The following is a 20,863-nucleotide window of genomic DNA, read 5'->3' as shown; positions in this document are numbered from 1 at the left end:
ATAACCCATGTTTCGTTGTAATAAGCCGTTCAGACGTCTATACATCCGTTAACCATGTTGGCACAATATGATGCATTAAAGCAACCAGGATTTAACTCATGCAAACACTCAGTACCACCAGCTTACAGGTTCGTGATAATCAGCTCTGGATCCTCGACCAGCAGGCCCTGCCGCAGCAGAAAATCTGGTGCCCGACGCCGGACGTTGCCGGGCTGGTGGGTCATATTAAAGCCCTGCGTGTGCGCGGCGCTCCGCTGATCGGGCTGTCTGCCAGCCTGTTGCTGGCCCTGCTGGCCGAAAATGGCATGGCAAAACCGCAGCTGGCTGAGGCGCTGGAGGTGTTGCGTGCTTCGCGCCCGACGGCGGTGAATTTGATGAATAACCTTGATCGCATGAAGCTGGCCCTGGCGCAGGATGATTTCGTTAGCGCGCTGGGCACAGAAGCACTGCGTCTGATCGATGAAGATAAAGCACTGTGCGACAGCATTGCTGTTGCCGGTAGCGCACTGATTACGCCCGGTAGCCGTTTGCTGACCCACTGCAATACCGGCGGGCTGGCCACCGCAGGCGTTGGCACGGCGTTAGGAGTGATTGCACGTGGCTGGCAGGAAGGCACGGTCGCCAGTGTCTGGGTGGATGAAACCCGCCCCCTGTTGCAGGGTGGCCGACTGACCGCCTGGGAGCTGGGTGAGCTGGGTATCCCTTACCGCCTGATTTGTGACTCGATGGCCGCCAGTCTGATGGCTCAGGGACAGGTTGATGCTATCTGGGTAGGCGCTGACCGCATTGCTGCCAACGGTGACGTGGCCAACAAGATTGGCACTTACAGCCTGGCGGTACTGGCGAAGTATCACAACATTCCGTTCTACGTTGCGGCACCGCATACCACCCTGGACCGTGAATGCCCGAACGGAGAGGCCATCCCGATTGAACAGCGCGCTGCCCGCGAAGTGACCGGTGTAGCCGGAAGCTTTGGTGATGTGCAGTGGGCGCCAGACGATGCGCAGGTGTATAACCCGGCGTTTGATGTGACGCCTGCCTCACTGATTAGCGGCTGGGTGCTGGATACCGGGGTCGTCACCCCTGTGCAGGTAGAAGCGGGTGAGTTTCAGCCACGGCTTTAAGAACGATGAATTCCCTAAATTATTCGAGTTGCAGCAAGGCGGCAAAGCTGTGAGTCCCTGGGAGCATAGGTAGCTATGTGACCAGGGTGAGCAGCTGCAGTCAACGCAGCTGCAGCTGGAAGAATGACGGGGATTACGGTAAACGCGGATACGCATCGGCGATGGTGTCACCGGTAAACTTCGCGACCCAGCCTTCCTGGTTATCGAAAATACGGATAGCAGTGAAGTTGGGTGACGATCCCATATCAAACCAGTGCGGCGTTCCGGCGGGTACCGAAATCAGATCATTCTTCTCACACAGGATCTGGTAGATGTGCCCGTCAAGGTGCAGACAGAAAAGCCCCGCCCCTTCCACAAAGAAACGCACTTCATCTTCACCGTGGGTGTGCTCAGAAAGAAACTTGGTGCGCAGCACCTCTTTCTGCGGGTTATCTGCACGCATGCTGATGACATCCCAGCTCTGATAGCCTTTTTCTGCCACCAGACGATCAATGGCATGCTGATAGGCGTTGATCACCGTTGCGGCATCCGGATTTTCACCCAGGTCACGGTCCGCTTCCCAACGCTCAAAGCGCACCTCTTTACTGTGCAACTTGTCGGCAATCTCTGCCGCATCGGTGCTGTGCCAGACCGGTGTGGTCGCTTCGGTATCGGTAAAAATAGTCAGTGCACTCATGAGTTCAACAGCTCCTGGTTAATCTGATCAAAACCTGCAACCTGACGATGACGGCTCTCAGTGTCCGCGTCGCCGCGTATTAACTGCACGGTGTTCCAGCCTGCATCCTGTGCGGCGTCCAGCTCCTGATGAATATCGGATAAGAACAGCAAATTCTCTGCGGGCAACCCAATCTGGCTGGCAATGTTGCGATAAGCATCGACTTCACGTTTGGCACCCACATGGGTATCAAAGTATCCGCTAAACAGGCCAGTGATATCACCGGCGTCGCTGTAGCCAAATAACAATTTCTGCGCAGCTACGGAGCCAGATGAATAAACATACAGCGCCACGCCCTGCTGCTGCCACTGTTTTAATGCAGGCAGCACGTCGGCATACAGATGGCCGGTAAAACTGCCATTCTCATAGCCCGCACGCCAGATCATGCCCTGTAAGGCTTTCAGCGCGGTGGATTTACGATCCTGATCCATATAACCGAACAGCACCTGCACCAGTTCATCCGGTGTCGCCTGCGGATTGCCGGCCTCCACACGCAGATCGTCAAGCGCCTGGGCCACCGCCGGTTGCTGCTGATGTTCAGTAATAAAAGCGGGAAGATGCTGACGCGCATAAGGGAACAGGACGTTATGCACAAAGCGAATATCGCTGGTGGTGCCTTCAATATCAGTGATGATGGCGCGGATCATGATTTCTCCAGAACGCGACGTTGTAATTCACACTGGAATAAAAACTCCAGCCCTTCAAGATGACGGCGCGCGTCATTGACGTCTTTGCCCCAACAGGTCAGCCCGTGACCGCGCAGCAGAAAACCATAACGCAGCGGGGTATGGGCCGCAAACTGTTCAATACGCTGTGCCAGCGCGTCAATATCCTGGTCGTTATCGAACAGGGCAATCGGCACCGCATCAAGATGCGAGTGTTGTCCGGCCAGCGTCTTCTGCATCTCATAGCCCTGCAATGTCAGCGCCGCACTTTTCTCCACACGCGACAGCACGGTGGAATTCACCGTGTGGGTATGCAGCACCGCTCCCGCATCAGGAAACAGGCGGTAGATCAGCGTATGCAGACCCGTTTCCGCCGATGGCTTACGCCCGGAGGGGACAAGATTGGTAGCAATATCGACCTGGATAAAGTCGTCACGCGTCAGGCTGCCTTTGTCTTTGCCGGACTCACTCAGCAGGCAGAACTGCGCATCCTGGCGCACGGACATATTACCGCCCGTGGCCGGGGCCCAGCCGCGAGCACCAATCCAGTGACAGGCAGCAACTAATTGATCTAACTGAGAGCTTTGCGTCATCTCTTTCCTTAGTGTGAAAGATGATAAAGGAGAATATAGACGTCTATGCGTCTTGATTGCCAAATACTATCACCGTGATATATTCAGAGTCCAACATCATAAAACCGCATTCACAAGGGTTGAGATCTATGAGCCAGACGCCGTTCACCCCAGAGAGCAAACTGCCTGCGCTGGGCACCACCATTTTCACTCAGATGAGCGCGCTCGCGCAGCAGTACAATGCCATCAATCTGTCCCAGGGTTTTCCCGACTTTGACGGCCCGCAATATCTGCAACAGCGTCTGGCACATCATGTCAGCCAGGGTGCAAATCAGTATGCCCCGATGATTGGCGTTGCCCCGTTACGTGAAGCGATAGCGAAAAAAACCGCCGGGTTGTACGGCTACGCGCCGGATGTGAACAACGAGATCACCGTGACCGCTGGCGCTACCGAAGCCCTTTATGCTGCAATTACCGCGCTGGTCCGTCCGGGCGATGAAGTGATCTGCTTTGACCCGAGCTACGACAGCTATGCGCCCGCCGTTACGCTGGCTGGCGGCGTGATGAAACGCATCGCCTTGCAGCCACCTGGCTTCCGCCCTGACTGGCAGGCGTTTGCCGCACTGCTGTCGCCAAAAACGCGGCTGGTGATCCTCAATACCCCACATAATCCGTCAGCCACCGTGTGGCAGCAGAGCGACTTCGCCCAGCTGTGGCAAGCCATTCGCCAGCAGGAAATCTACGTTCTCAGCGACGAAGTGTATGAACACATCTGTTTCGATGAGAACGGTCACGCCAGCGTGCTGGCACATCCTGAGCTGCGTGCCCGTGCTATTGCAGTGTCTTCATTTGGTAAAACCTTCCATATGACCGGCTGGAAAGTGGGTTACTGCGTGGCCCCGACGGCAATCAGTGCTGAAGTGCGCAAAGTCCACCAGTACCTGACCTTCTCGGTGAATACGCCTGCACAGCTGGCCATCGCGGATATGCTGGAGGTTGAACCGCAACACTATCGCGAACTGCCGGACTTCTACCGTGCGCGCCGTGACCGCTTTGTGAAAGCCCTGTCGGGCAGTCGTTTCGAACTGCTGCCGTGCGAAGGCACCTATTTCCTGCTGGCCGATTACAGCGCAATCTCCGATCTGGATGATGTGGCATTCTGCCAGTGGCTGACCAAAGAAGTGGGCGTGGCCGCCATACCGCTGTCGGTATTCTGCGCTGATGCCTTCCCCCATAAACTGATCCGCCTGTGCTTCGCCAAACAGGAAGCCACGCTGGACGCTGCCGCGGAGCGCCTGTGTCAACTTTAAACATTACCGTCCTTCAGCAGCCGCTGGTATGGATGGATGGCCCGGCTAACCTGGCCTTTTTCGACGGTCTGCTCGCCGATATTCAGGATCGTGACCTGATTATCCTGCCGGAAATGTTCACCACCGGATTTGCCATGGAGGCGGCGGCGAGCTCACTGCCCGAAAACGAGGTGATTGCCTGGCTGCAGGCGAAAGCCGCCGCGGCCCATGCGATGGTGGCTGGCAGCGCCGCGATTCAGGTGGAGAAAGGCGCGGTGAACCGCTTCTTCCTCGTGGAACCTGAGGGCAAGGTGCATTTCTATGACAAGCGCCATCTGTTCCGTATGGCCGGGGAACATGAACACTATCTGGCGGGCGATCGCCGTGAGGTGATCGAGTGGCGTGGCTGGCGTATTCTGCCGCAGGTCTGTTACGACCTGCGCTTCCCGGTGTTTTCCCGCAATCAGAACGATTACGACCTGGCGCTGTATGTCGCCAACTGGCCAGCGCCGCGTGCGCTGCACTGGCAGACGCTGTTACAGGCGCGCGCCATTGAAAACCAGGCGTATATCGCCGGATGTAACCGCGTGGGCACCGATGGCAACGGCCACGCCTACAGCGGTGACAGCCGGATCATCAGCCCGCAGGGAGAAATCTTAGCCCAGGGTGAACCGCATCAACCTGCCCGTCTGGATGCTACGCTGTCGCTGGAGAACCTGCGCGAGTACCGCGAGAAATTCCCGGCATGGCGTGATGCGGACAGTTTTCGTTTGTGATTGTCACGGGCCGATGAAAACAGAGTGGGCGACCCTTTTTTCCAGTCGCCCCAATTTATGAACCGCGATAGGTGGACCACGACCACGGGGTGATCAAAAAGGGTAAGTGGTAGTGGCCGGTGGTGGCAATCACGAAATCAATCTGCGCGTTGACGTACAGGGTTTCACGCCCGTCGGCAGCAAAATAGTCGCCGATTTCGGCCGTCAGACGATAGTGGCCCGGTGCCAGCGGCTGCGGCGTCAGATCGCCAATGCGGCCGTCAGCATTGGTGACACCAGAGGCCAGGAGCTGCCAGCCTGTCGGGCTGTTTTGTTCAAGGGCAATCGTCACACCTGCCGCCGGTTTCCCCAGGGCAGTATCAAGAATATGCGTGGTTACTGTGCTCAACGGAACGTCTCCTCTAAGCGTAATAACGTGATGTCGCGTAGCTGTTGCAGCGCTTCGTGCTGTTCCTGCTGCGCATCGTTTTGCAGGCGGCGTTGCAGCTCCGTAAGGATCTGCTCACCGCTGCGGCCTTTGGCGCGGATCAGAAAGACCTGGCTAAAGCGCTGTTCATAGATGGCGTTACCTGCCTGTAATGCCTGCGCCAGTGGAAGGTCCGCAGCATTGACCTGCCCCTGTTCACCGCGGGACAGTGCAGCCTCTTTGCCTGACCCGCCCGCACGCTCGCCAATACGCGGATGAGCAGTGAGTGCCTGGGCTAGCGCAACGCTATCCCAGGTCTGCGACAGTGATTCAGCCTGCGCCAGTAGCGCCGCCAGCGAAGCATAAGGCCGGGCATCTACCACTGCCGCAGCCCACTCAGGTAGCGCGACACAATGTTCAATACTGTGCTGCGCATCGGCAGCGCTGACCTGGTTGAACTGCGTCAGGTTCATAGTCATCACTCCACCAAGCCGGGTCGGGCATGCCCGACCCCTACGAAAGCCTGCCCCCTTACGAAGACTAGGCCGTATGTCCGGCCCCTACGAAAGCCTGCCCCCTTACGAAGACCAGGCCGTATGTCCGACCCCTACGAAAGCCTGCCCCCTTACGAAGGCCAGGCCGTATGTCCGACCCCTACGAAAGCCTGCCCCTTACGAAGGCCAGGCCGTATGTCCGACCCCTACGAAAGCCTGCCCCTTACGAAGGCCAGGCCGTATGTCCGACCCCTACGACAACCTCTACGTAGGCCTGCACCGCCAGCGCCACGTCTTCCGTCATCACGGATTCCGCCGGATGGTGGCTGATACCCCGATCGCAACGCACAAACAGCATCCCTACTGGCCAGCGTTCGGCAATGGCAATCGCATCATGCCCGGCACCGCTCGGCAGCGACAGACTGCGCCCCTGGACGGTGGTCACCGCACGGCTCAGCGCCGCCTGCAAACCGTCATCACAGCGTGTGGCCGGGATCTGATAATACTCTTCAGCGCTAAAGCTCAGTCCGCGACGCAGCGCAATGGCTTCGCCCTGAACAAGCAGTTCAGAGAGCAATTCGGCCAACGGCCGATCTTCCGATCCACGCACGTCCAGCGTCAGGGTCACCTCTCCCGGGATCACATTGACCGCACCCGGATGGCACTGGAGTGTCCCGACGGTCGCCACCAGCTGCGGGTTATGCTCCGGGGTGCGTTGCTCAATAAACACCATCCATTCGGCGGCGGCGGCCAGTGCATCTTTCCGGTGGCTCATCGGCACCGTGCCGGCATGTCCGGCTTCGCCGGTAAAACGACAGTTCAGGCGGCGGGCACCGTTAATGGCCGTAACCACCCCCAGCGCCAGCTGCTCCTGCTCCAGGCAAGGCCCCTGTTCGATATGCAGTTCCAGGTAGGCAACGAAATCTTCGACGTCACGCGCAGCCTGCCACAGCAGATCCGGGTTAAAGCCGATATCCCTCATCGCCTGCCCCACGGTAATGCTGTTGCCGTCCGGGTGCGTCAGCCAGCTGTCGGGCCAGGTGCCTGTCAGACCACGGCTGCCGAGCAACGTGATGCCGAAGCGTGTCCCTTCTTCGTCGGCAAAACCGATGATCTCAATCGCCAGCGGCAGGCGTTCGCCGCGATCGTGCAGATACTGCACGGTTTCAATCGCCGCCAGCACGCCGAGCATACCGTCGTAGCGCCCGGCATTACGCACGGTATCCAGATGCGAACCCAACAACAGCGCTTTCGCATCCTGCCGCTCGCCTTCATAACGCCCGCAGATATTACCCACGCTGTCTTGCCACACCTGCATTCCGGCGGCTTTCATCCACTTGCCCACCATGGCATTGGCACGCAGATGCTCCGGCGAAAGGTAAACGCGGGTCAGGTATCCCGGGGTTTCACTGATTTCTGCCAGCGCATCACAGCGTGCCATCACGCGCGCAGCGGCGGCGGCGGCGGCAGTGGCATTCATCAGGCTCTCACTCATCCGCGGCTCCCGTTGTAGTGATCCCAGGCCGCCTGCATCGCTGCACCCTGAGTACTGCGGAAACCGAGGTAGTTCAGCACCGATTCCAGTGCGCTCAGGGTCTGCATCACGCAGTCTTTACGCGCGTTGTACCCCATGGTGCCGATGCGCCAGACCTTGCCGATCAGTGGGCCAAATGAGGTGCCGATCTCGATGCCGAAATCTTCCAGCATCAGCTTACGGACCTGATCGCCGTTGACACCCGGCGGTATCATCACGCCGAGCACGTTATTCATTTTGTGTTCGAGGTTACCGAAGGTGTCCAGCCCCATTCCCTGGATGCCCTTAAGCAGCGCATCGCCGTGCAGCTTGTGGCGGGCAATGCCGTTATCCAGCCCCTCTTCAAGGATCAGACGCGCACATTCACGGGCGCCAAACAGCGCCGAGGTGGCTTCCGTATGGTGATTCAATCGCTCAGGGCCCCAGTAGTCCATGATCATGCCGAGATCGAAATAGTTGGAGTAGATCATCTCGTCATCGCCGTCCTGATGCGCATCAGTGCGGATCCCGGCTTCCACGCATTTGCGTTGGCGGATCACCGCTTCCATTGCCGGACTCAGCGTGATCGGCGAGGTGCCGGACGGGCCACCGAGGCATTTCTGCATCCCGGCGGAGACAGCATCTAATCCCCAGGCATCGGTTTCCAGCACATTTCCGGCGAACGAAGCGGTAGCATCGGTATAGAACAGCACGCCATATTTGCGGCAGATGGCACCCAGTTCTTCCAGCGGTTGCAGCATCGTGGTGGAGGTATCGCCCTGCACAGTCAGCAGCAGGCGCGGCTTCACTTTTTTAATGGCATCTTCGATCTGGTCCGGGGTGAATACTTCGCCCCACGGCACGTCAATGGTGTGGACTTCAGCGCGGCAGCGGCGGGCGATTTCACACAGCAGATGGCCGAAACGACCAAATACCGGCACCAGCACTTTATCGCCAGGGCGGATCGCCGACAGCAGGATGGCTTCGATCCCGGCGCGTGACGTGCCGTCGATCAGCATCGTCCAGCGATTTTCAGTGCGAAACACGCCGCGATACAGCGCCATCACTTCGTTCATATATTGCGTCATCGCCGGATCGTACTGGCCCAACAGCTGGCTGGACATGGCACGCAGCACGCGCGGATCGGCATTGATCGGTCCCGGCCCCATCAGCAGGCGCTGCGGCGGGTTAATTTGGGTAAATGTAGAGAGATCCATCATCGATTCCTGTATTGAAATAACCCCTTAGGCGTTACTGGTGCAGGCAGTTTGAACACGGACAGCGCACAAGAACCGGAGCGTACACCTAGTACGTGAGGATTCTGAGCACTGCCCAGGTTCAAAATGACAAACAAAGCCGCCTAAAGCCCACGCACCGAGGAGATAAACTGTTTTAATTCATTTGTTTGTGGGTCAGAGAAGACTGTTTTACTGTCGCCCTGCTCCCATACCCGCCCCTGGTGCATAAACACCACGCGGTCACCGACTTCACGGGCAAAATTCATTTCGTGCGTCACGAGGATCAGCGTCATGCCCTCTTTGGCCAGCTGCTCAAGCACTTTCAACACTTCACCCACCAGCTCCGGGTCCAGCGCGGAGGTGATTTCATCACACAACAGCACCTTGGGTGACATCGCCAGGGCACGGGCGATCGCCACGCGCTGCTGCTGGCCACCGGACAGATTGGCAGGATAGTAATCCATTCGGTCGCCCAGACCGACTTTTTCCAGCATCCGGGCCGCCAGCTCTCGGCACTCGGCGTCTTTTTTCTTCAGTACCCGGCGCGGTGCCAGCATCACATTTTCCAGCGCAGTCATGTGCGGGAACAGGTTGAAGTTCTGAAACACCATGCCAACGGAGCGGCTGATATCGCGGGCCTGGGTATCCCGATCGGTGATGGTCATCCCGCCCAGCTTGATACTGCCTTCCTGGTAACCTTCCAGCCCGTTGATGCAGCGCAACAGGGTACTTTTACCCGAGCCACTGCGACCAATGATGGAGATCACTTCACCCATTTCGATGTCGAGATCCACGCCTTTCAGTACGTGGTTGTCGCCATAATATTTCTGCACCTGATTAATGGTGATGAGCGGCATTGAATTTCTTCTCCAGATACTGGCTGTAGCGTGACAGCGGGTAACACATCAGGAAGTAGCCGAGGGCGACTAATCCGAACACTTTGAAAGGTTGATAGGTGACGTTATTCAGAATGGTGCCCGCCTTGGTCAGCTCGATAAAACCGATAATCGAGGCCAGCGCCGTTCCTTTCACCACCTGTACGGCAAAGCCCACCGTGGGGGCAATGCCAATGCGCAGCGCCTGCGGCAGCACCACGCGGTAAAGCGTCTGGCCAACACTCAGACCGAGGCAGCGGCAGGCTTCCCACTGGCCTTTTGGCAGGGCTTTGATGCTGCCGTGCCAGATATCAACTAAAAAGGCACTGGTGTAAAACGTCAGGGCCAGCGAGGCCGCCGTCCAAGGCGACACATCTATGCCGAACAGCGCTACGCCGAAGAAGGCAAGGAACAGCTGCATCAGCAACGGCGTCCCCTGGAACAGTTCGATATAGCAGCGGATAATGCGGTTCGGCCATTTACGCCCGCTGAGGCGCACCATCACCAGCGGCATCGCCACCAGCGTGCCACCGAAAAAGGCGGTCAGGGAGAGCGCAATCGTCCAGCGCGCCGCCAGCAGCAGGTTGCGCAGGATGTCCCAGTCAGTAAAGGTTGTCATCATGGCTGCTCTCCAAACCACTTACGGCCCGCGGCCAGTAATAACTGACGCATGGCAATCGACAGCGCCAGATACATCAGCGTGGTCACCAGGTAGACTTCAAAACTCAAAAAGGTGCGCGACTGGATCAGGTTGGCAGCAAAGGTCAGCTCTTCATAAGAGACCTGCGACACCACCGATGAACCGAGCATCACGATAATGCACTGGCTGACCAGCGCCGGATAAATACGCTTCATTGACGGTGGCAACACCACCCGAATAAAGGTCTGCGTGCGCGTCAGGCCCAGCACCCGCCCTGCTTCCCACTGCCCTTTTGGCGTCACCTGTATTCCGGCGCGGATAATTTCCGTGCTGTAAGCGCCCAGGTTAATCAGCATCGCCAGCAGCGCCGCTTCCCCTGCCGTGAGTTTCAACCCCAGATTGGGCAAGCCAAAGACGATAAAAAACAGCTGGACCACAAACGGCGTATTGCGGATCAGCTCGACATATACACCCCAGATACGGCTCAACGTCGACGGTTTACCGCTGCGCAGCGCCGCGCCGAAGATACCCAGCGCTACCCCGCCCACCGTTGCCATCACCGTTAGCTGGATCGTCACCCACAGGCCGGAGAGAAGCTCCGGCCAGAAGGGCCACAGTGCAGGAAAATTCAGTTGCCCCATCATCAGTCAGCCCCAACTAGCCCAGATCGGCTGGCAGTGGTGCTTTCAGCCACTGCTCAGAGAGACCGTTCAGGGTTTTGTCCTGAATCGCCTGCTCAATCAGCGCATCGACTTTGGCCTTCAGTGCCGGTTCATTCTTCTTCATGCCGATAAAGCACGGTGAATCCTTCAGCATAAATTTCGCCACGGGCGCTTTATCCGCGTTCTGACGAGCAATGGCTGCTACCACCAGGTTGCCGGTGGCCACATATTCCACCTGACCCGACAGATAAGCCGACAGCGTGGTGTTGTTATCTTCATAACGTTTCACCTGTGCCTCTTTCGGCGCGATGCCGGTCAGCACCATATCTTCCACCGCCCCACGGGTGACGCCGATCGATTTGCCGCTCAGTGCAGCCGCATCTTTCAGCGTGCCGTCTTTCGGGCCAAACACACCGAGGAAGAACGGCGCGTAGGCACGGCTGAAGTCGATCACTTTCTCACGTTCCGGGTTTTTGCCCAGGCTGGAGATCACCAGATCCACTTTATCGGTTTGCAGATAAGGGACGCGGTTGGCGCTGGTCACGGGCACCAGCTGCAACTTAAGTTTCATCTGTTTCGCCAGGTACTTCGCCATATCGATGTCATAGCCCTGCGGCTGTAAATCGGTACCGACGGAACCAAACGGTGGGAAGTCCTGAGGGACCGCGATGCGGATAACGCCACGTTTTTCAATGTCCTGTAACTGATCGGCATGCGCCGTGATGGCCTGAGAAAACAGCACGGCACCTGCCAGTAATGCGATTAAACCTTTTTTCATCTTCACTTCCCCGGTTAATACATCATGAAACGAAAGATTCTTAAAGAATTTAATTGCAACTAATGTGCCAGCGCGTTATCTGCCTCACATTTTTTACGCGATGGTAAAACCGCAGAAAACAAAAAGTGTGTTAAATCCAAACATTAAGCGTTATTACAGGCCAAAAAACTGATATTCAGTACAGAAAAACCGGGCAAAAGAGGGAAACACTGGCGGGAAAAAGGGTCCGAAAAAGGGCGCCTTGCGGCGCCCCAAAACCATGCAATGCACCAGAATAGCGCCCCATTAGCGCTGTTCCAGCTCATCCAGCTGGGTGTAGAGGTCAGCAATCTGATGAATACGCTGACGACCGTCACTGAGCAATTCGTGCAGTAATGCGTTGGCCAGCAGGTTGATCAGGCTGTTAGCCGCTGCATAGCTGTCGAAGGCAGAGACACTGTCCAGCGGCGCGCACAGCTGCCAGCGCGCCAGGGCAATCACCGCCTGCGCCTGGGGTTCACACAGTGCCAGCACAGGAATGCCGTTGTGCTGTAGCTGCTGTAACAACGGGCGGATAATGCGTGGGCGGCGCCGGAACGCCATCACCACCACCATATCCTCCGGTGTCAGATCCACCAGCTCTTCAGAGAGCGTCTGCCCCGGCTGTGGCAGCACCTGCACCTGTGTTCTGGCCTGCAATAACTGCTGGCGCAGGTGCAGCGCCACCGGGTATGCATTACGCATCCCAATGATAAAAATACGTTTACTGTTTGCCAGTGCCTGAACGACCTCGCCAAAGTGCGCCGCATCAATCCCGTTCACCCACTGGGTGAGGTTGGCCATCTCCTGCTTATAGTGACGGGCCAGCAACGTGTTGCCCTGCACCGCATCACGGTGGTCAGTGAGCGGCATCCCGCTCTGGCGCAGGGTGCGCAGTTCGTCGCGCATATCTTTATATTTTTCATAGCCCAGGCGCTTAAACAGACGGCTTACCGTGGCCTTGGACACCCCGCTGAGACGTGCCAGATCGGCACTGTTGTAGCTGATCAGGTCATCGAAATGATCGAAGGCAAAATCAGCGATACGTTGTTCCTGCGGCGAAAGCTGCGCGTAGTGGCTGCGCAGGCGTTCATCAAGCTGCATCATGTGATTAACCCTGTAACGTTTGTTTCATCCTCAGAATGATATACAAATAACGTGCCTGTCTGTAGCTCACACCGTTGCGGGCTGAAAATCGGCCGGTTTTGAATCAAAAACCGGAGCCATACGACAGATATTCAATTGTTAACATTCTGCCGCTCGACAAACTGGAACGGCTATTGCTTTAGTCAACCTATCAGCTATCTGAACGACGGGAATGGAATGAATCAAAGTAATATGGCCCCGCTGGGCATGGCGGTGACGCCGCACCATCTGGCCAGTGAAAGCGCACTGGGTATTTTACGCGAAGGGGGGAATGCCATTGAAGCGATGGTGGCTGCTGCCGCGACGGTTGCCGTTGCCTATCCTCATATGAATGGCCTGGGAGGCGATGGCTTCTGGCTGATTGTCCCGCCGAAGGGTGACCCGGTGGCGATCGATGCCAGCGGTGCGGCAGGTTCGCTGGCGACAATCGACTTTTATCAGGGCAGCAGCAGCATTCCCCATCGCGGCCCGAAATCGGCCCTGACGGTGGCGGGTACGGTCAGCGGCTGGTCAGAAGCGCTGGACATCTCCCGCGAACTGGGCGGTCAGCAACTGCCATTGCCGCGCCTGTTGGCGGATGCGATCCGCTATGCCGCCGATGGCATTCCGGTCACCGCCTCCCAGGCGACCGCCACCGCCAGTAAACAAGCCGAACTGGTGAATCAACCGGGATTTGCCGCCACCTTCTTACCCGATGGCGAAGTGCCGTCGTGTGGCAGCCGTTTTACCCAGCCCGATCTGGCAAACACCCTCATTCATCTGGCCGAAGCCGGGCTGGACAGCTTCTATCGCGGCCCGCTTGCCCGTCAGCTCGCCAGTGAGATGTCACGGCTGGGAATGCCGGTCACGCTGGAAGACCTGAACCGTCAGCAGGCTAAACGCCGGACGCCACTGCGTATCCACCATCAGTACGGCGATGTCTTTAATATGACACCGCCCACGCAGGGCCTGGTATCACTGGCGATCCTGGGGATCACCGACCATCTGAATATGGCCGATGCCGATGAGGCACAAACCATTCACCGCATTGTGGAAGCCACCAAGCTGGCCTTTGGCCTGCGCGACCGTTACATCACCGACCCGCAGCATATGCGTGAACAGATGCAAACGCTGCTCGACAGCGATCGTCTGCAACAGATGGCGGCGCAGATCGATGTCAATCAGGCGGCGCCGTGGGGCACGGGTAAAGGGCCGGGCGACACCGTGTGGATGGGCGTGATGGACAGCAGCGGGCTGGCCGTCTCCTTTATTCAGAGCATTTATCACGAATTTGGTAGCGGTGTGGTGATCCCCGGCACGGGTATTACCTGGCAAAATCGCGGCGCGGCTTTCAGCCTCGATCCCGATCACCTGCTGGCGCTGATGCCGGGTAAACAGCCATTCCACACGCTGAACCCAGCGGCAGCACGGTTGAACGATGGCAGGACGATGGTATACGGATCGATGGGTGGCGATGGCCAGCCACAGACTCAGGCGGCCATTTTTACCCGCCATGTGGTACAGGGCATGGGATTGCAGCAGGCGGTGAGTGCGCCACGCTGGCTGCTGGGGCGCACCTGGGGTCAGGCCTCCGATTCACTCAAACTGGAAGGTCGCTTCCCGCCAGAAACCATTGCCACGCTGCGGGCGCTGGGCCATGAAGTTGAGCTGTTGCCTGATTTCAGCGAAGCCGTGGGCCATGCGGGCGCGATTGTGCGTCACAACAACGGGATGCTCGAAGGGGCATTCGATCCGCGTAGCAACGGCAGCGCGGCCGGGTTTTAAAAAAGAGGGAAACTGAGATGAGTATCAAGCAAACGGCGCCCGACTGGGCAGCCTATGTCACACAGATGGAGCAGGTGCTGGCACTGGAACTCGACGACGCACGCCGTGCCGAGCTGCTGACCCAGTTCAACCGCATTGCCGGCATGGCCGCGCCGCTGATGACCTTCCCGCTGGACGATCGCCTGGAAGTGGCTGGAGTGTATAAAGCATGAATCTGGCCGCACTGTCGATTGCCGAACTGACCCAATTGCTGGCTAAAGGTGAGTTGAGTGCACGCGAGATCGCCCTGCATACGCTGTCGGCGATCTCGCAGCATAACCCTGAGCTGAATGCCTGGACCCAGATTACCCAGGAGCGCATGTTGCAGGAGGCGGACCGGGTTGATCGCCTGAAACAGGGCAACCTGCCGCTCCCCCCACTGGCAGCGGTGCCTTACGCAGTCAAAAATCTGTTTGATGTGGCCGGACACGCGACGCTGGCCGGCGCCAGTTTATTCAGCGATCGTCCGGTGGCATGTCAGGATGCCTGGGCCGTGCAGAAGCTGGCAGCCGGCGGCGGACTGCTGTCCGGGATGCTGAACATGGATGCGTATGCCTACGGTTTCACCACCGAAAACAGCCATTATGGTGCCACGCGTAATCCACACGATCTGGCGCGGATTGCCGGGGGATCCTCGGGGGGTTCGGCCGCCGCTGTGGCCGCCGGGCTGGTCCATTTCTCCCTCGGTTCGGATACCAACGGCTCGATCCGCGTTCCGGCCTCATTGTGCGGAATCTTTGGTCTGAAGCCGACCTACGGTCGCCTGTCGCGCAGCGGCAGTCATCCGTTTGTCGCCAGCCTTGACCATATTGGTCCGTTTGCCCGCCGCGTCAGCGATCTCACCCACGTCTACGATGTATTACAGGGCAGCGATCCTGCCGATAGCTTCCAGGCTGATAAAGCCATGCAGGCGGTCAGCCCTCTGCTGGAGCGCGGTAGTGAAGGGCTGCGCTTTGGCGTGCTGGGCGGTTACTTTCAGCAGTGGTGCGATGACGACGCCCGCGCTGCGGTGGCGGTTGCAGCCAGCGCACTGAATGCCAGCGAAGAGGTCGTGCTGCCGGAAGCCGAACTGGCACGTACGTCGGCGTTTATTATCAGCGCATCTGAGGGCGGGAATCATTACCTCCCCGCCCTGCGCCGTGCACCTGAGCGCTTTGAGCCTTTGTCGCGTGAGCGCCTGCTGGCCGGGGCGATGATCCCCGCCGCCTGGTACATTCAGGCCCAGCGCTTCCGCCGTTACTTCCAGCAGCAGGTGCTGCCGCTGTTCGATCATGTGGATGTGTTGATTGCACCGGCTACCCCCACCAGCGCCACGTTGATTGGCCAGGAGACCATGCACATTAACGGCAGTGACCTGCCGATCCGCGCCAGCATGGGCATGTTAACCCAGCCCATTTCGTTCCTCGGCCTGCCGGTGACCACGGTGCCATTACGTACCCGTAGCGGGTTACCCATCGGTCTGCAACTGATTGCCGCCCCGTTTAATGAAGCCGCCTGCCTGCGTGCCGCCAGCGCGCTGGAGCAAATGGGCATTACGCACGCGGCCCCTGCGGATAGGGAGCATTGATCATGAAAAGTGAACATATTGACCGCCCGGCGATCCTCGCCGAAGTTACCGCCGCGTTTTATCGTTACGAAGAGGCGTTAATCAGTAATGACATTGCGGTGCTGGATGAACTTTTCTGGCACGACGAACGCACAGTGCGCCTGGGTGCGGGAGAGAACTTGTACGGTATCGATGCGATTCGCGAATTTCGGGCTGCACGTCCTTCAGCCGGGTTATTCCGTCAGTTACAGAATACGGTGATCACCAGCTACGGCGATGATTTTGCGGTGTGCAGCACAGAGTTCACCCGCGAGGGCAGCGACAAAATCGGCCGTCAGCAGCAGACCTGGGTCAGGCTCCCCTGTGGCTGGCGCATTGTGGCGGCGCAGGTCAGTTTGATGAGCTGACAGGTACGCAGAGACCTGGTGGTCTCTGCGATAATACAGGACGGGCTCAGGGCAGCGAGGCAAGCCTCGCTGTCAGCATTACGCTTTCGGTGCCGGGTGGGTTTTCACCCAGTGGTCAGCGATTTGCTGGCGGGTACAGATCCACACCCCTTCATGCTGCTGGATATGGTCAAGGAAGCGCTGTAAGGCGCGGAAACGGCCTGGGCGGCCCAGCAGACGGCAGTGCATACCAATCGACAGCATTTTCGGTGTGCTGTCCCCTTCTTCGTACAACACATCAAAGCTGTCTTTCAGGTAGGTGTAAAACTGCTCCGCGGTGTTAAACCCCTGCGGCGTGGCAAAACGCATATCGTTAGTTTCAAGCGTATAAGGGATGATCAGATGCGGTTTCACCGTGCCATCCTGACAGGTGACCTGCGTCCAGAACGGCAGATCGTCGCCATAATAGTCGCTGTCATAGGTCAGGCCGCCCTGTTCCACGACCAGACGCCGGGTGTTGGGGCTGTCGCGACCGGTATACCAGCCCGTTGGCGTCTTGCCAAACAGGTCGGTCAGGGTATCCAGCGCCAGCTGCATATGCTGGCGTTCTGTTTTTGCATCCATGCCCTGATAGTGGATCCAGCGCCAGCCATGACTGACGACATCGTAATCAGCGGCTTTGATCGCCTCGACGATCTCCGGGTGCCGTGCCAGCGCCATGGCCACGCCAAAGACCGTCAGCGGCAGGCCACGTTTTTGAAATTCGTTATGGATGCGCCAGAATCCGGCGCGTGAGCCATATTCATACAGTGAGTCCATCGACATATGGCGCTCAGGGTAGCTAGCCGCCCCAATGATATCGGAGAGGAACTGCTCGGAGCCTGTATCACCATGCAGCACATTATTTTCGGCGCCCTCTTCGTAGTTGAGGACAAACTGCACCGCGATCTTCGCGTTACCCGGCCAGGCAGCATGGGGCGGGTTGCCCGCATAGCCGCGCAGGTCACGGGGATAGTTTTTGTTGAAGCTGTACTCTTTTTTTTCCGAAGTGTTGCTCATCGTCTCAGTCCTTAACGTCGCAAAAAGAAATGGGACCCGACTGTTCAGTTTAGGCGCTCAAACTGGCCCGACAGGTTTTTTCGTATCGGGTAGTCAAGATCGCCGTGCTTACTGGTGTTCAGACCTAATGCTACCAGCGACTCCACCATTTTCACGGCAGCCGTCACGCCATCGATCACCGGTACGCCCAGTTCACGTGTCAGCGATTGCGCCAGATCGGCCATACCACCGCAGCCGAGCACGATGGCACCGCAGCCATCTTCGCGGATGGATTGTATACAACGCTGGCGCACTTTCTCCTGCGCCAGCCCGCTGCCATCTTCCAGTGCCAGCACCGGCAGGTCGATGGCGTGCAGGGCTGCACAGTGATGCTCAAAGCCATATTGCTGAAGCAGATGGCGGGCAATAATCAGGGTTCGCGGCAGCGTGGTGACGATGGAAAATCGTGTGGCCACCAGGGTTGCCATATGCATCGCGGCTTCGGCAATCCCGACTACCGGTCCCTGCGCCATCTCGCGTGCGGCCAGTAATCCCGGATCGCCGAAACAGGCAATCACATGGCCACAGACGCCCTGCTCACGGCCGATTTTGATCTGCTCCAGCACGCCAATGGCAGCGATAGCCTCATCAAAATGCCCTTCAATCGACGGCACGCCCTGCGTCGGGCACACCGCCAGGATCTCGGTATTCCCTGCCGCCACCGCACGTGCCGCTGCACCGATGGTTTCCGTCATTGCCAGGCTGGTGTTGGGGTTGATCACCTGAATGACCTGTTTGCTACTCATCATCATGCTCCTTTTGACGCAAACAACCGGGAAAAGTCCGGCAGCGTTTCGCCGCTGCGTTCAAAGCGCAGACTGGCGACGATATGATCGAAATGTTGCCGTAGTGCGTCAGTCAGCTGAGTCAGTGATTTTTCCCGTAGCAGCACCACCAGCCGATCGTGATCGTCACAGCGGCAGCCCTGCTGCCAGGGCGCACCATATGCCGCAACCACCAGCGAGGAGCGCTGGGTCAGCCGCGTCACGATTTCGGTCAGCACCTGGTTGCCCGAAATCGCCTGTAACTGAATATGGAATGCCGCTGAGAGGCGGATCGCCGCTGCACCATCGTGATTTTCGTGGGCCTGCTGCTCCTGGAGATTGAGTTTCTCCAGGGCAGCAAGATGAGGGGCCTGGCAGTGCATTAATACCTCAGACAGGTTCGCGCACTCAATCAGGCTGCGAGTACGGAAGATATCCTGCGCCTCCTCAACGGTTGGCGTGGCGACCTGCGCACCACGTTTGGGCGTCAGCGTGATCATTTGCACTGCGGCGAGGCGTTGCAGCACTTTACGAATGCCGGTACGGCTGACGCCGAACACCTCGGAGAGTGCCTCCTCCGGTAATTTACTGCCCGGTGGTAACTGATGTTCCACGATTGCCGTCATCAGCGCCTGATAGATAGGCTCATCCTTGTCACTCAGGTCGGAGGCCGTTTTCAGCCCGGTTTCACTCTTCATTCCCTACTCCGGTAAACATCATTTCCGTCAAGAATCGTACACATGAAAACTGACTTTTGTATACATGAAATTACATTCTGGCCTGGATCCTGCAATGTCTCCTGTAACCCGGTTTATTGATAACTGTATTCACAGGAGCAGGTTTCATGCCAAATAGTCATGGTTCTTCCCCGGCAGCGGCGTCAGACGCCACCGTCAACTACAGCCCACGGCTGTGCAATGAGGATCTGGCGCCAACGCGTGACCAGAACTGGAGTTGGTACAATATCTTTTCTTTCTGGATGTCCGATGTACACAGCATGGGTGGCTATGTGGTAGCCGCGAGCTTCTTCACGCTGGGCCTCGCCAGCTGGCAGGTGCTGCTGTGTCTGCTGGTCGGCATCTGTATTGTGCAGGTCTGTGCCAACCTGGTGGCGAAACCCAGCCAGATGGCGGGCGTACCCTATGCGGTGATCTGTCGTCAGGCATTCGGCGTATTTGGTGCCAATATCCCGGCGGTGATCCGCGGGTTAATCGCCTTTGCCTGGTACGGCATTCAGACGTACCTTGCAGCGAATGCACTGATGCTGGTCTCGCTGAAGTTCTGGCCTGCGCTGTCGTCACTGACGCACGCCTCCTGGCTGGGATTATCGCAGCTCGGCTGGATCTGCTTCGGTATTATGTGGCTGTTGCAGGCGATGGTGTTCTGGCACGGAATGAGCGCGATTAAGCGTTTCATTGATGTGGCTGGCCCGGCGGTGTACGTGGTGATGGTGGCGCTGGCAGGATGGATTGTATACAAAACCGGGTTTGACGGTATCTCCTTCACCCTGGCAAGCAAGACGCTGACGGGCGGCGAGCAGGCATGGCAGATGCTGACGGCTACCGCGCTGGTGGTGTCGTACTTCTCTGGCCCGCTGCTGAACTTCGGTGATTTCTCTCGCTACGGTAAAAGTATGGGTGAAATCCGCCGGGGAAACCGCTGGGGCCTGCCGTTTAACTTCCTGCTGTTCTCGCTGGTCACCGTGGTGATTGTTTCGGGTACACAGTCGCTGTTTGGCCGAATGATCACCGACCCGATTGAGACAGTGAGTATGGTCGGTAACGATCTGGCAGTGGCGATTGGTCTGCTGACGATGATTACCGCCACCATCGGCATCAACATCGTGGCCAACTTTGTTTCTCCGGCTTTCGATTTCTCCAACTGTTCGCCACAGAAGATCAGCTTCCGCACCGGCGGGATGATCGCAGCGGTCGGTTCCGTGCTGCTGACGCCGTGGAATCTGTTCCAGTCACCGGAGCTGATCCACTATACGCTGGATGTGCTGGGCGCGTTTATCGGGCCACTGTTCGGCATCCTGCTGGCCGATTTCTATCTGATCAAACGCAGCCAGATCTCCGTTGATGATCTGTTTGATGCCACGCCAAAAGGTAAATACTGGTATCGCGGTGGTTTTAACCCGAAAGCGATTGTGGCGCTGCTGCCATCGGTAGCCATTGGCCTGGTGATCAGCTTTATTCCTTCGCTGCATGCGGTGGCAAACTTTAGCTGGTTTATCGGGGTGGCACTGGGCGCAGGCAGCTATCGCTGGATCGCCCGTGGCGATGTGGAGAATGCCGCAACACAAGGCTATAACGCGAAAGTCGCGATGCAGAAAGAGTGATATGACCAGGGGCC

General features: G+C 57.9%; 23 protein-coding genes. 8 read left to right on the top strand and 15 right to left on the bottom strand.

Annotation, left to right across the window (positions count from 1 at the left end; genetic code table 11):
• Nucleotides 1-98 precede the first annotated feature (98 nt).
• Complete coding sequence (gene mtnA, locus LJN55_RS04510) at nt 99-1,124, top strand: S-methyl-5-thioribose-1-phosphate isomerase (protein ID WP_133846215.1); 1,026 nt, start codon at nt 99-101, stop codon at nt 1,122-1,124.
• A 133-nt stretch (nt 1,125-1,257) separates the two neighbouring features.
• Here mtnA and LJN55_RS04505 read toward each other — a convergent pair whose 3' ends face one another.
• From LJN55_RS04505 to LJN55_RS04495, 3 genes are read right to left on the bottom strand one after another with little or no spacing between them, the layout of a single operon-like run.
• Nucleotides 1,258-1,800, bottom strand: a complete 543-nt coding sequence (locus LJN55_RS04505; RefSeq protein WP_133846214.1) for a 1,2-dihydroxy-3-keto-5-methylthiopentene dioxygenase — start codon at nt 1,798-1,800, stop codon at nt 1,258-1,260.
• Nucleotides 1,797-2,486: an acireductone synthase gene (gene mtnC, locus LJN55_RS04500; protein ID WP_133846213.1), complete on the bottom strand. Its 690-nt coding sequence runs from the start codon at nt 2,484-2,486 to the stop codon at nt 1,797-1,799. The genes LJN55_RS04505 and mtnC overlap by 4 nt, the downstream gene beginning before the upstream one ends.
• Nucleotides 2,483-3,097: a methylthioribulose 1-phosphate dehydratase gene (locus LJN55_RS04495; protein ID WP_167864041.1), complete on the bottom strand. Its 615-nt coding sequence runs from the start codon at nt 3,095-3,097 to the stop codon at nt 2,483-2,485. Before LJN55_RS04495 ends, mtnC begins: the two co-directional genes overlap by 4 nt.
• Nucleotides 3,098-3,225: 128 nt before the next feature.
• Between LJN55_RS04495 and LJN55_RS04490 the strand changes: the two genes are divergently transcribed.
• Together LJN55_RS04490 and LJN55_RS04485 are read left to right on the top strand one after the other, a co-directional pair.
• A complete protein-coding gene (locus LJN55_RS04490) occupies nt 3,226-4,386 on the top strand; it encodes a pyridoxal phosphate-dependent aminotransferase (protein ID WP_133846211.1) in 1,161 nt (386 codons plus the stop codon).
• Nucleotides 4,374-5,141, top strand: a complete 768-nt coding sequence (locus tag LJN55_RS04485) for an amidohydrolase (RefSeq protein WP_212813771.1) — start codon at nt 4,374-4,376, stop codon at nt 5,139-5,141. Before LJN55_RS04490 ends, LJN55_RS04485 begins: the two co-directional genes overlap by 13 nt.
• A gap of 55 nt (nt 5,142-5,196) precedes the next feature.
• Here the strand turns inward: LJN55_RS04485 and uraH are convergent, their stop codons facing one another.
• The 9 genes from uraH to hpxU all read right to left on the bottom strand — a co-directional run bounded on the left by uraH (nt 5,197) and on the right by hpxU (nt 12,872).
• Complete coding sequence (gene uraH, locus LJN55_RS04480; RefSeq protein ID WP_133846209.1) at nt 5,197-5,529, bottom strand: hydroxyisourate hydrolase; 333 nt, start codon at nt 5,527-5,529, stop codon at nt 5,197-5,199.
• Nucleotides 5,526-6,020, bottom strand: coding sequence for a 2-oxo-4-hydroxy-4-carboxy-5-ureidoimidazoline decarboxylase (gene uraD, locus LJN55_RS04475; RefSeq protein WP_133846208.1), 495 nt, complete (start codon nt 6,018-6,020; stop codon nt 5,526-5,528). The genes uraH and uraD overlap by 4 nt, the downstream gene beginning before the upstream one ends.
• Before the next feature lie 244 nt (nt 6,021-6,264).
• Nucleotides 6,265-7,536 carry an allantoate amidohydrolase gene (gene hpxK, locus LJN55_RS04470; protein WP_227535757.1) on the bottom strand — a complete coding sequence of 424 codons (1,272 nt, stop codon included), beginning with the start codon at nt 7,534-7,536 and terminating at the stop codon, nt 6,265-6,267.
• Nucleotides 7,533-8,771, bottom strand: a complete 1,239-nt coding sequence (locus tag LJN55_RS04465; protein ID WP_133846327.1) for a pyridoxal-phosphate-dependent aminotransferase family protein — start codon at nt 8,769-8,771, stop codon at nt 7,533-7,535. Before LJN55_RS04465 ends, hpxK begins: the two co-directional genes overlap by 4 nt.
• A gap of 143 nt (nt 8,772-8,914) precedes the next feature.
• On the bottom strand, nt 8,915-9,649 hold the full coding sequence (locus tag LJN55_RS04460) for an amino acid ABC transporter ATP-binding protein (protein WP_133846206.1): 735 nt from the start codon (nt 9,647-9,649) through the stop codon (nt 8,915-8,917).
• A complete protein-coding gene (locus LJN55_RS04455) occupies nt 9,630-10,286 on the bottom strand; it encodes an amino acid ABC transporter permease (protein ID WP_133846326.1) in 657 nt (218 codons plus the stop codon). The genes LJN55_RS04460 and LJN55_RS04455 overlap by 20 nt, the downstream gene beginning before the upstream one ends.
• Entirely contained in the window at nt 10,286-10,951 is a 666-nt protein-coding gene (locus LJN55_RS04450) for an amino acid ABC transporter permease (protein ID WP_133846205.1), read from the bottom strand. Before LJN55_RS04450 ends, LJN55_RS04455 begins: the two co-directional genes overlap by 1 nt.
• A gap of 13 nt (nt 10,952-10,964) precedes the next feature.
• Nucleotides 10,965-11,747 (bottom strand): transporter substrate-binding domain-containing protein, encoded by a 783-nt coding sequence (locus LJN55_RS04445; RefSeq protein WP_159337607.1) that lies wholly within the window; start codon nt 11,745-11,747, stop codon nt 10,965-10,967.
• 285 nt (nt 11,748-12,032) lie between these two features.
• On the bottom strand, nt 12,033-12,872 hold the full coding sequence (gene hpxU, locus LJN55_RS04440) for a MurR/RpiR family transcriptional regulator HpxU (RefSeq protein WP_159337606.1): 840 nt from the start codon (nt 12,870-12,872) through the stop codon (nt 12,033-12,035).
• Between the two features lie 216 nt (nt 12,873-13,088).
• On the opposite strand from hpxU, the gene LJN55_RS04435 reads away from it, so the two are divergent.
• From LJN55_RS04435 to hpxZ, 4 genes are read left to right on the top strand one after another with little or no spacing between them, the layout of a single operon-like run.
• Nucleotides 13,089-14,675 carry a gamma-glutamyltransferase family protein gene (locus LJN55_RS04435; RefSeq protein WP_133846202.1) on the top strand — a complete coding sequence of 529 codons (1,587 nt, stop codon included), beginning with the start codon at nt 13,089-13,091 and terminating at the stop codon, nt 14,673-14,675.
• Between the two features lie 17 nt (nt 14,676-14,692).
• Nucleotides 14,693-14,887 carry an oxalurate catabolism protein HpxX gene (gene hpxX, locus LJN55_RS04430; protein WP_227535756.1) on the top strand — a complete coding sequence of 65 codons (195 nt, stop codon included), beginning with the start codon at nt 14,693-14,695 and terminating at the stop codon, nt 14,885-14,887.
• A complete protein-coding gene (locus LJN55_RS04425) occupies nt 14,884-16,281 on the top strand; it encodes an AtzE family amidohydrolase (RefSeq protein ID WP_133846201.1) in 1,398 nt (465 codons plus the stop codon). Before hpxX ends, LJN55_RS04425 begins: the two co-directional genes overlap by 4 nt.
• Nucleotides 16,282-16,283: 2 nt before the next feature.
• A complete protein-coding gene (gene hpxZ / locus LJN55_RS04420) occupies nt 16,284-16,667 on the top strand; it encodes an oxalurate catabolism protein HpxZ (protein WP_133846200.1) in 384 nt (127 codons plus the stop codon).
• 78 nt (nt 16,668-16,745) lie between these two features.
• Here the strand turns inward: hpxZ and puuE are convergent, their stop codons facing one another.
• Genes puuE through LJN55_RS04405 form a run of 3 tightly spaced genes read right to left on the bottom strand, consistent with a single transcriptional unit; the run spans nt 16,746 to nt 19,206 of the window.
• Nucleotides 16,746-17,705: an allantoinase PuuE gene (gene puuE / locus LJN55_RS04415; RefSeq protein WP_133846199.1), complete on the bottom strand. Its 960-nt coding sequence runs from the start codon at nt 17,703-17,705 to the stop codon at nt 16,746-16,748.
• 44 nt (nt 17,706-17,749) lie between these two features.
• The gene (hpxA, locus tag LJN55_RS04410; protein WP_133846198.1) at nt 17,750-18,490 is read right to left on the bottom strand and encodes an allantoin racemase; all 741 of its coding nucleotides are present in this window, start codon (nt 18,488-18,490) and stop codon (nt 17,750-17,752) included.
• A 2-nt stretch (nt 18,491-18,492) separates the two neighbouring features.
• The gene (locus LJN55_RS04405) at nt 18,493-19,206 is read right to left on the bottom strand and encodes a GntR family transcriptional regulator (RefSeq protein ID WP_133846197.1); all 714 of its coding nucleotides are present in this window, start codon (nt 19,204-19,206) and stop codon (nt 18,493-18,495) included.
• 146 nt (nt 19,207-19,352) lie between these two features.
• On the opposite strand from LJN55_RS04405, the gene LJN55_RS04400 reads away from it, so the two are divergent.
• Nucleotides 19,353-20,849: an NCS1 family nucleobase:cation symporter-1 gene (locus tag LJN55_RS04400; RefSeq protein ID WP_133846196.1), complete on the top strand. Its 1,497-nt coding sequence runs from the start codon at nt 19,353-19,355 to the stop codon at nt 20,847-20,849.
• The last annotated feature ends 14 nt before the right edge of the window (nt 20,850-20,863 follow it).

It is taken from the genome of Erwinia rhapontici (assembly GCF_020683125.1).
In the GTDB taxonomy this organism is placed as follows: domain Bacteria; phylum Pseudomonadota; class Gammaproteobacteria; order Enterobacterales; family Enterobacteriaceae; genus Erwinia; species Erwinia rhapontici.
The sequence above is the reverse complement of the archived record's forward strand: the minus strand, read 5'-3'. Positions and strand labels throughout refer to the sequence as shown.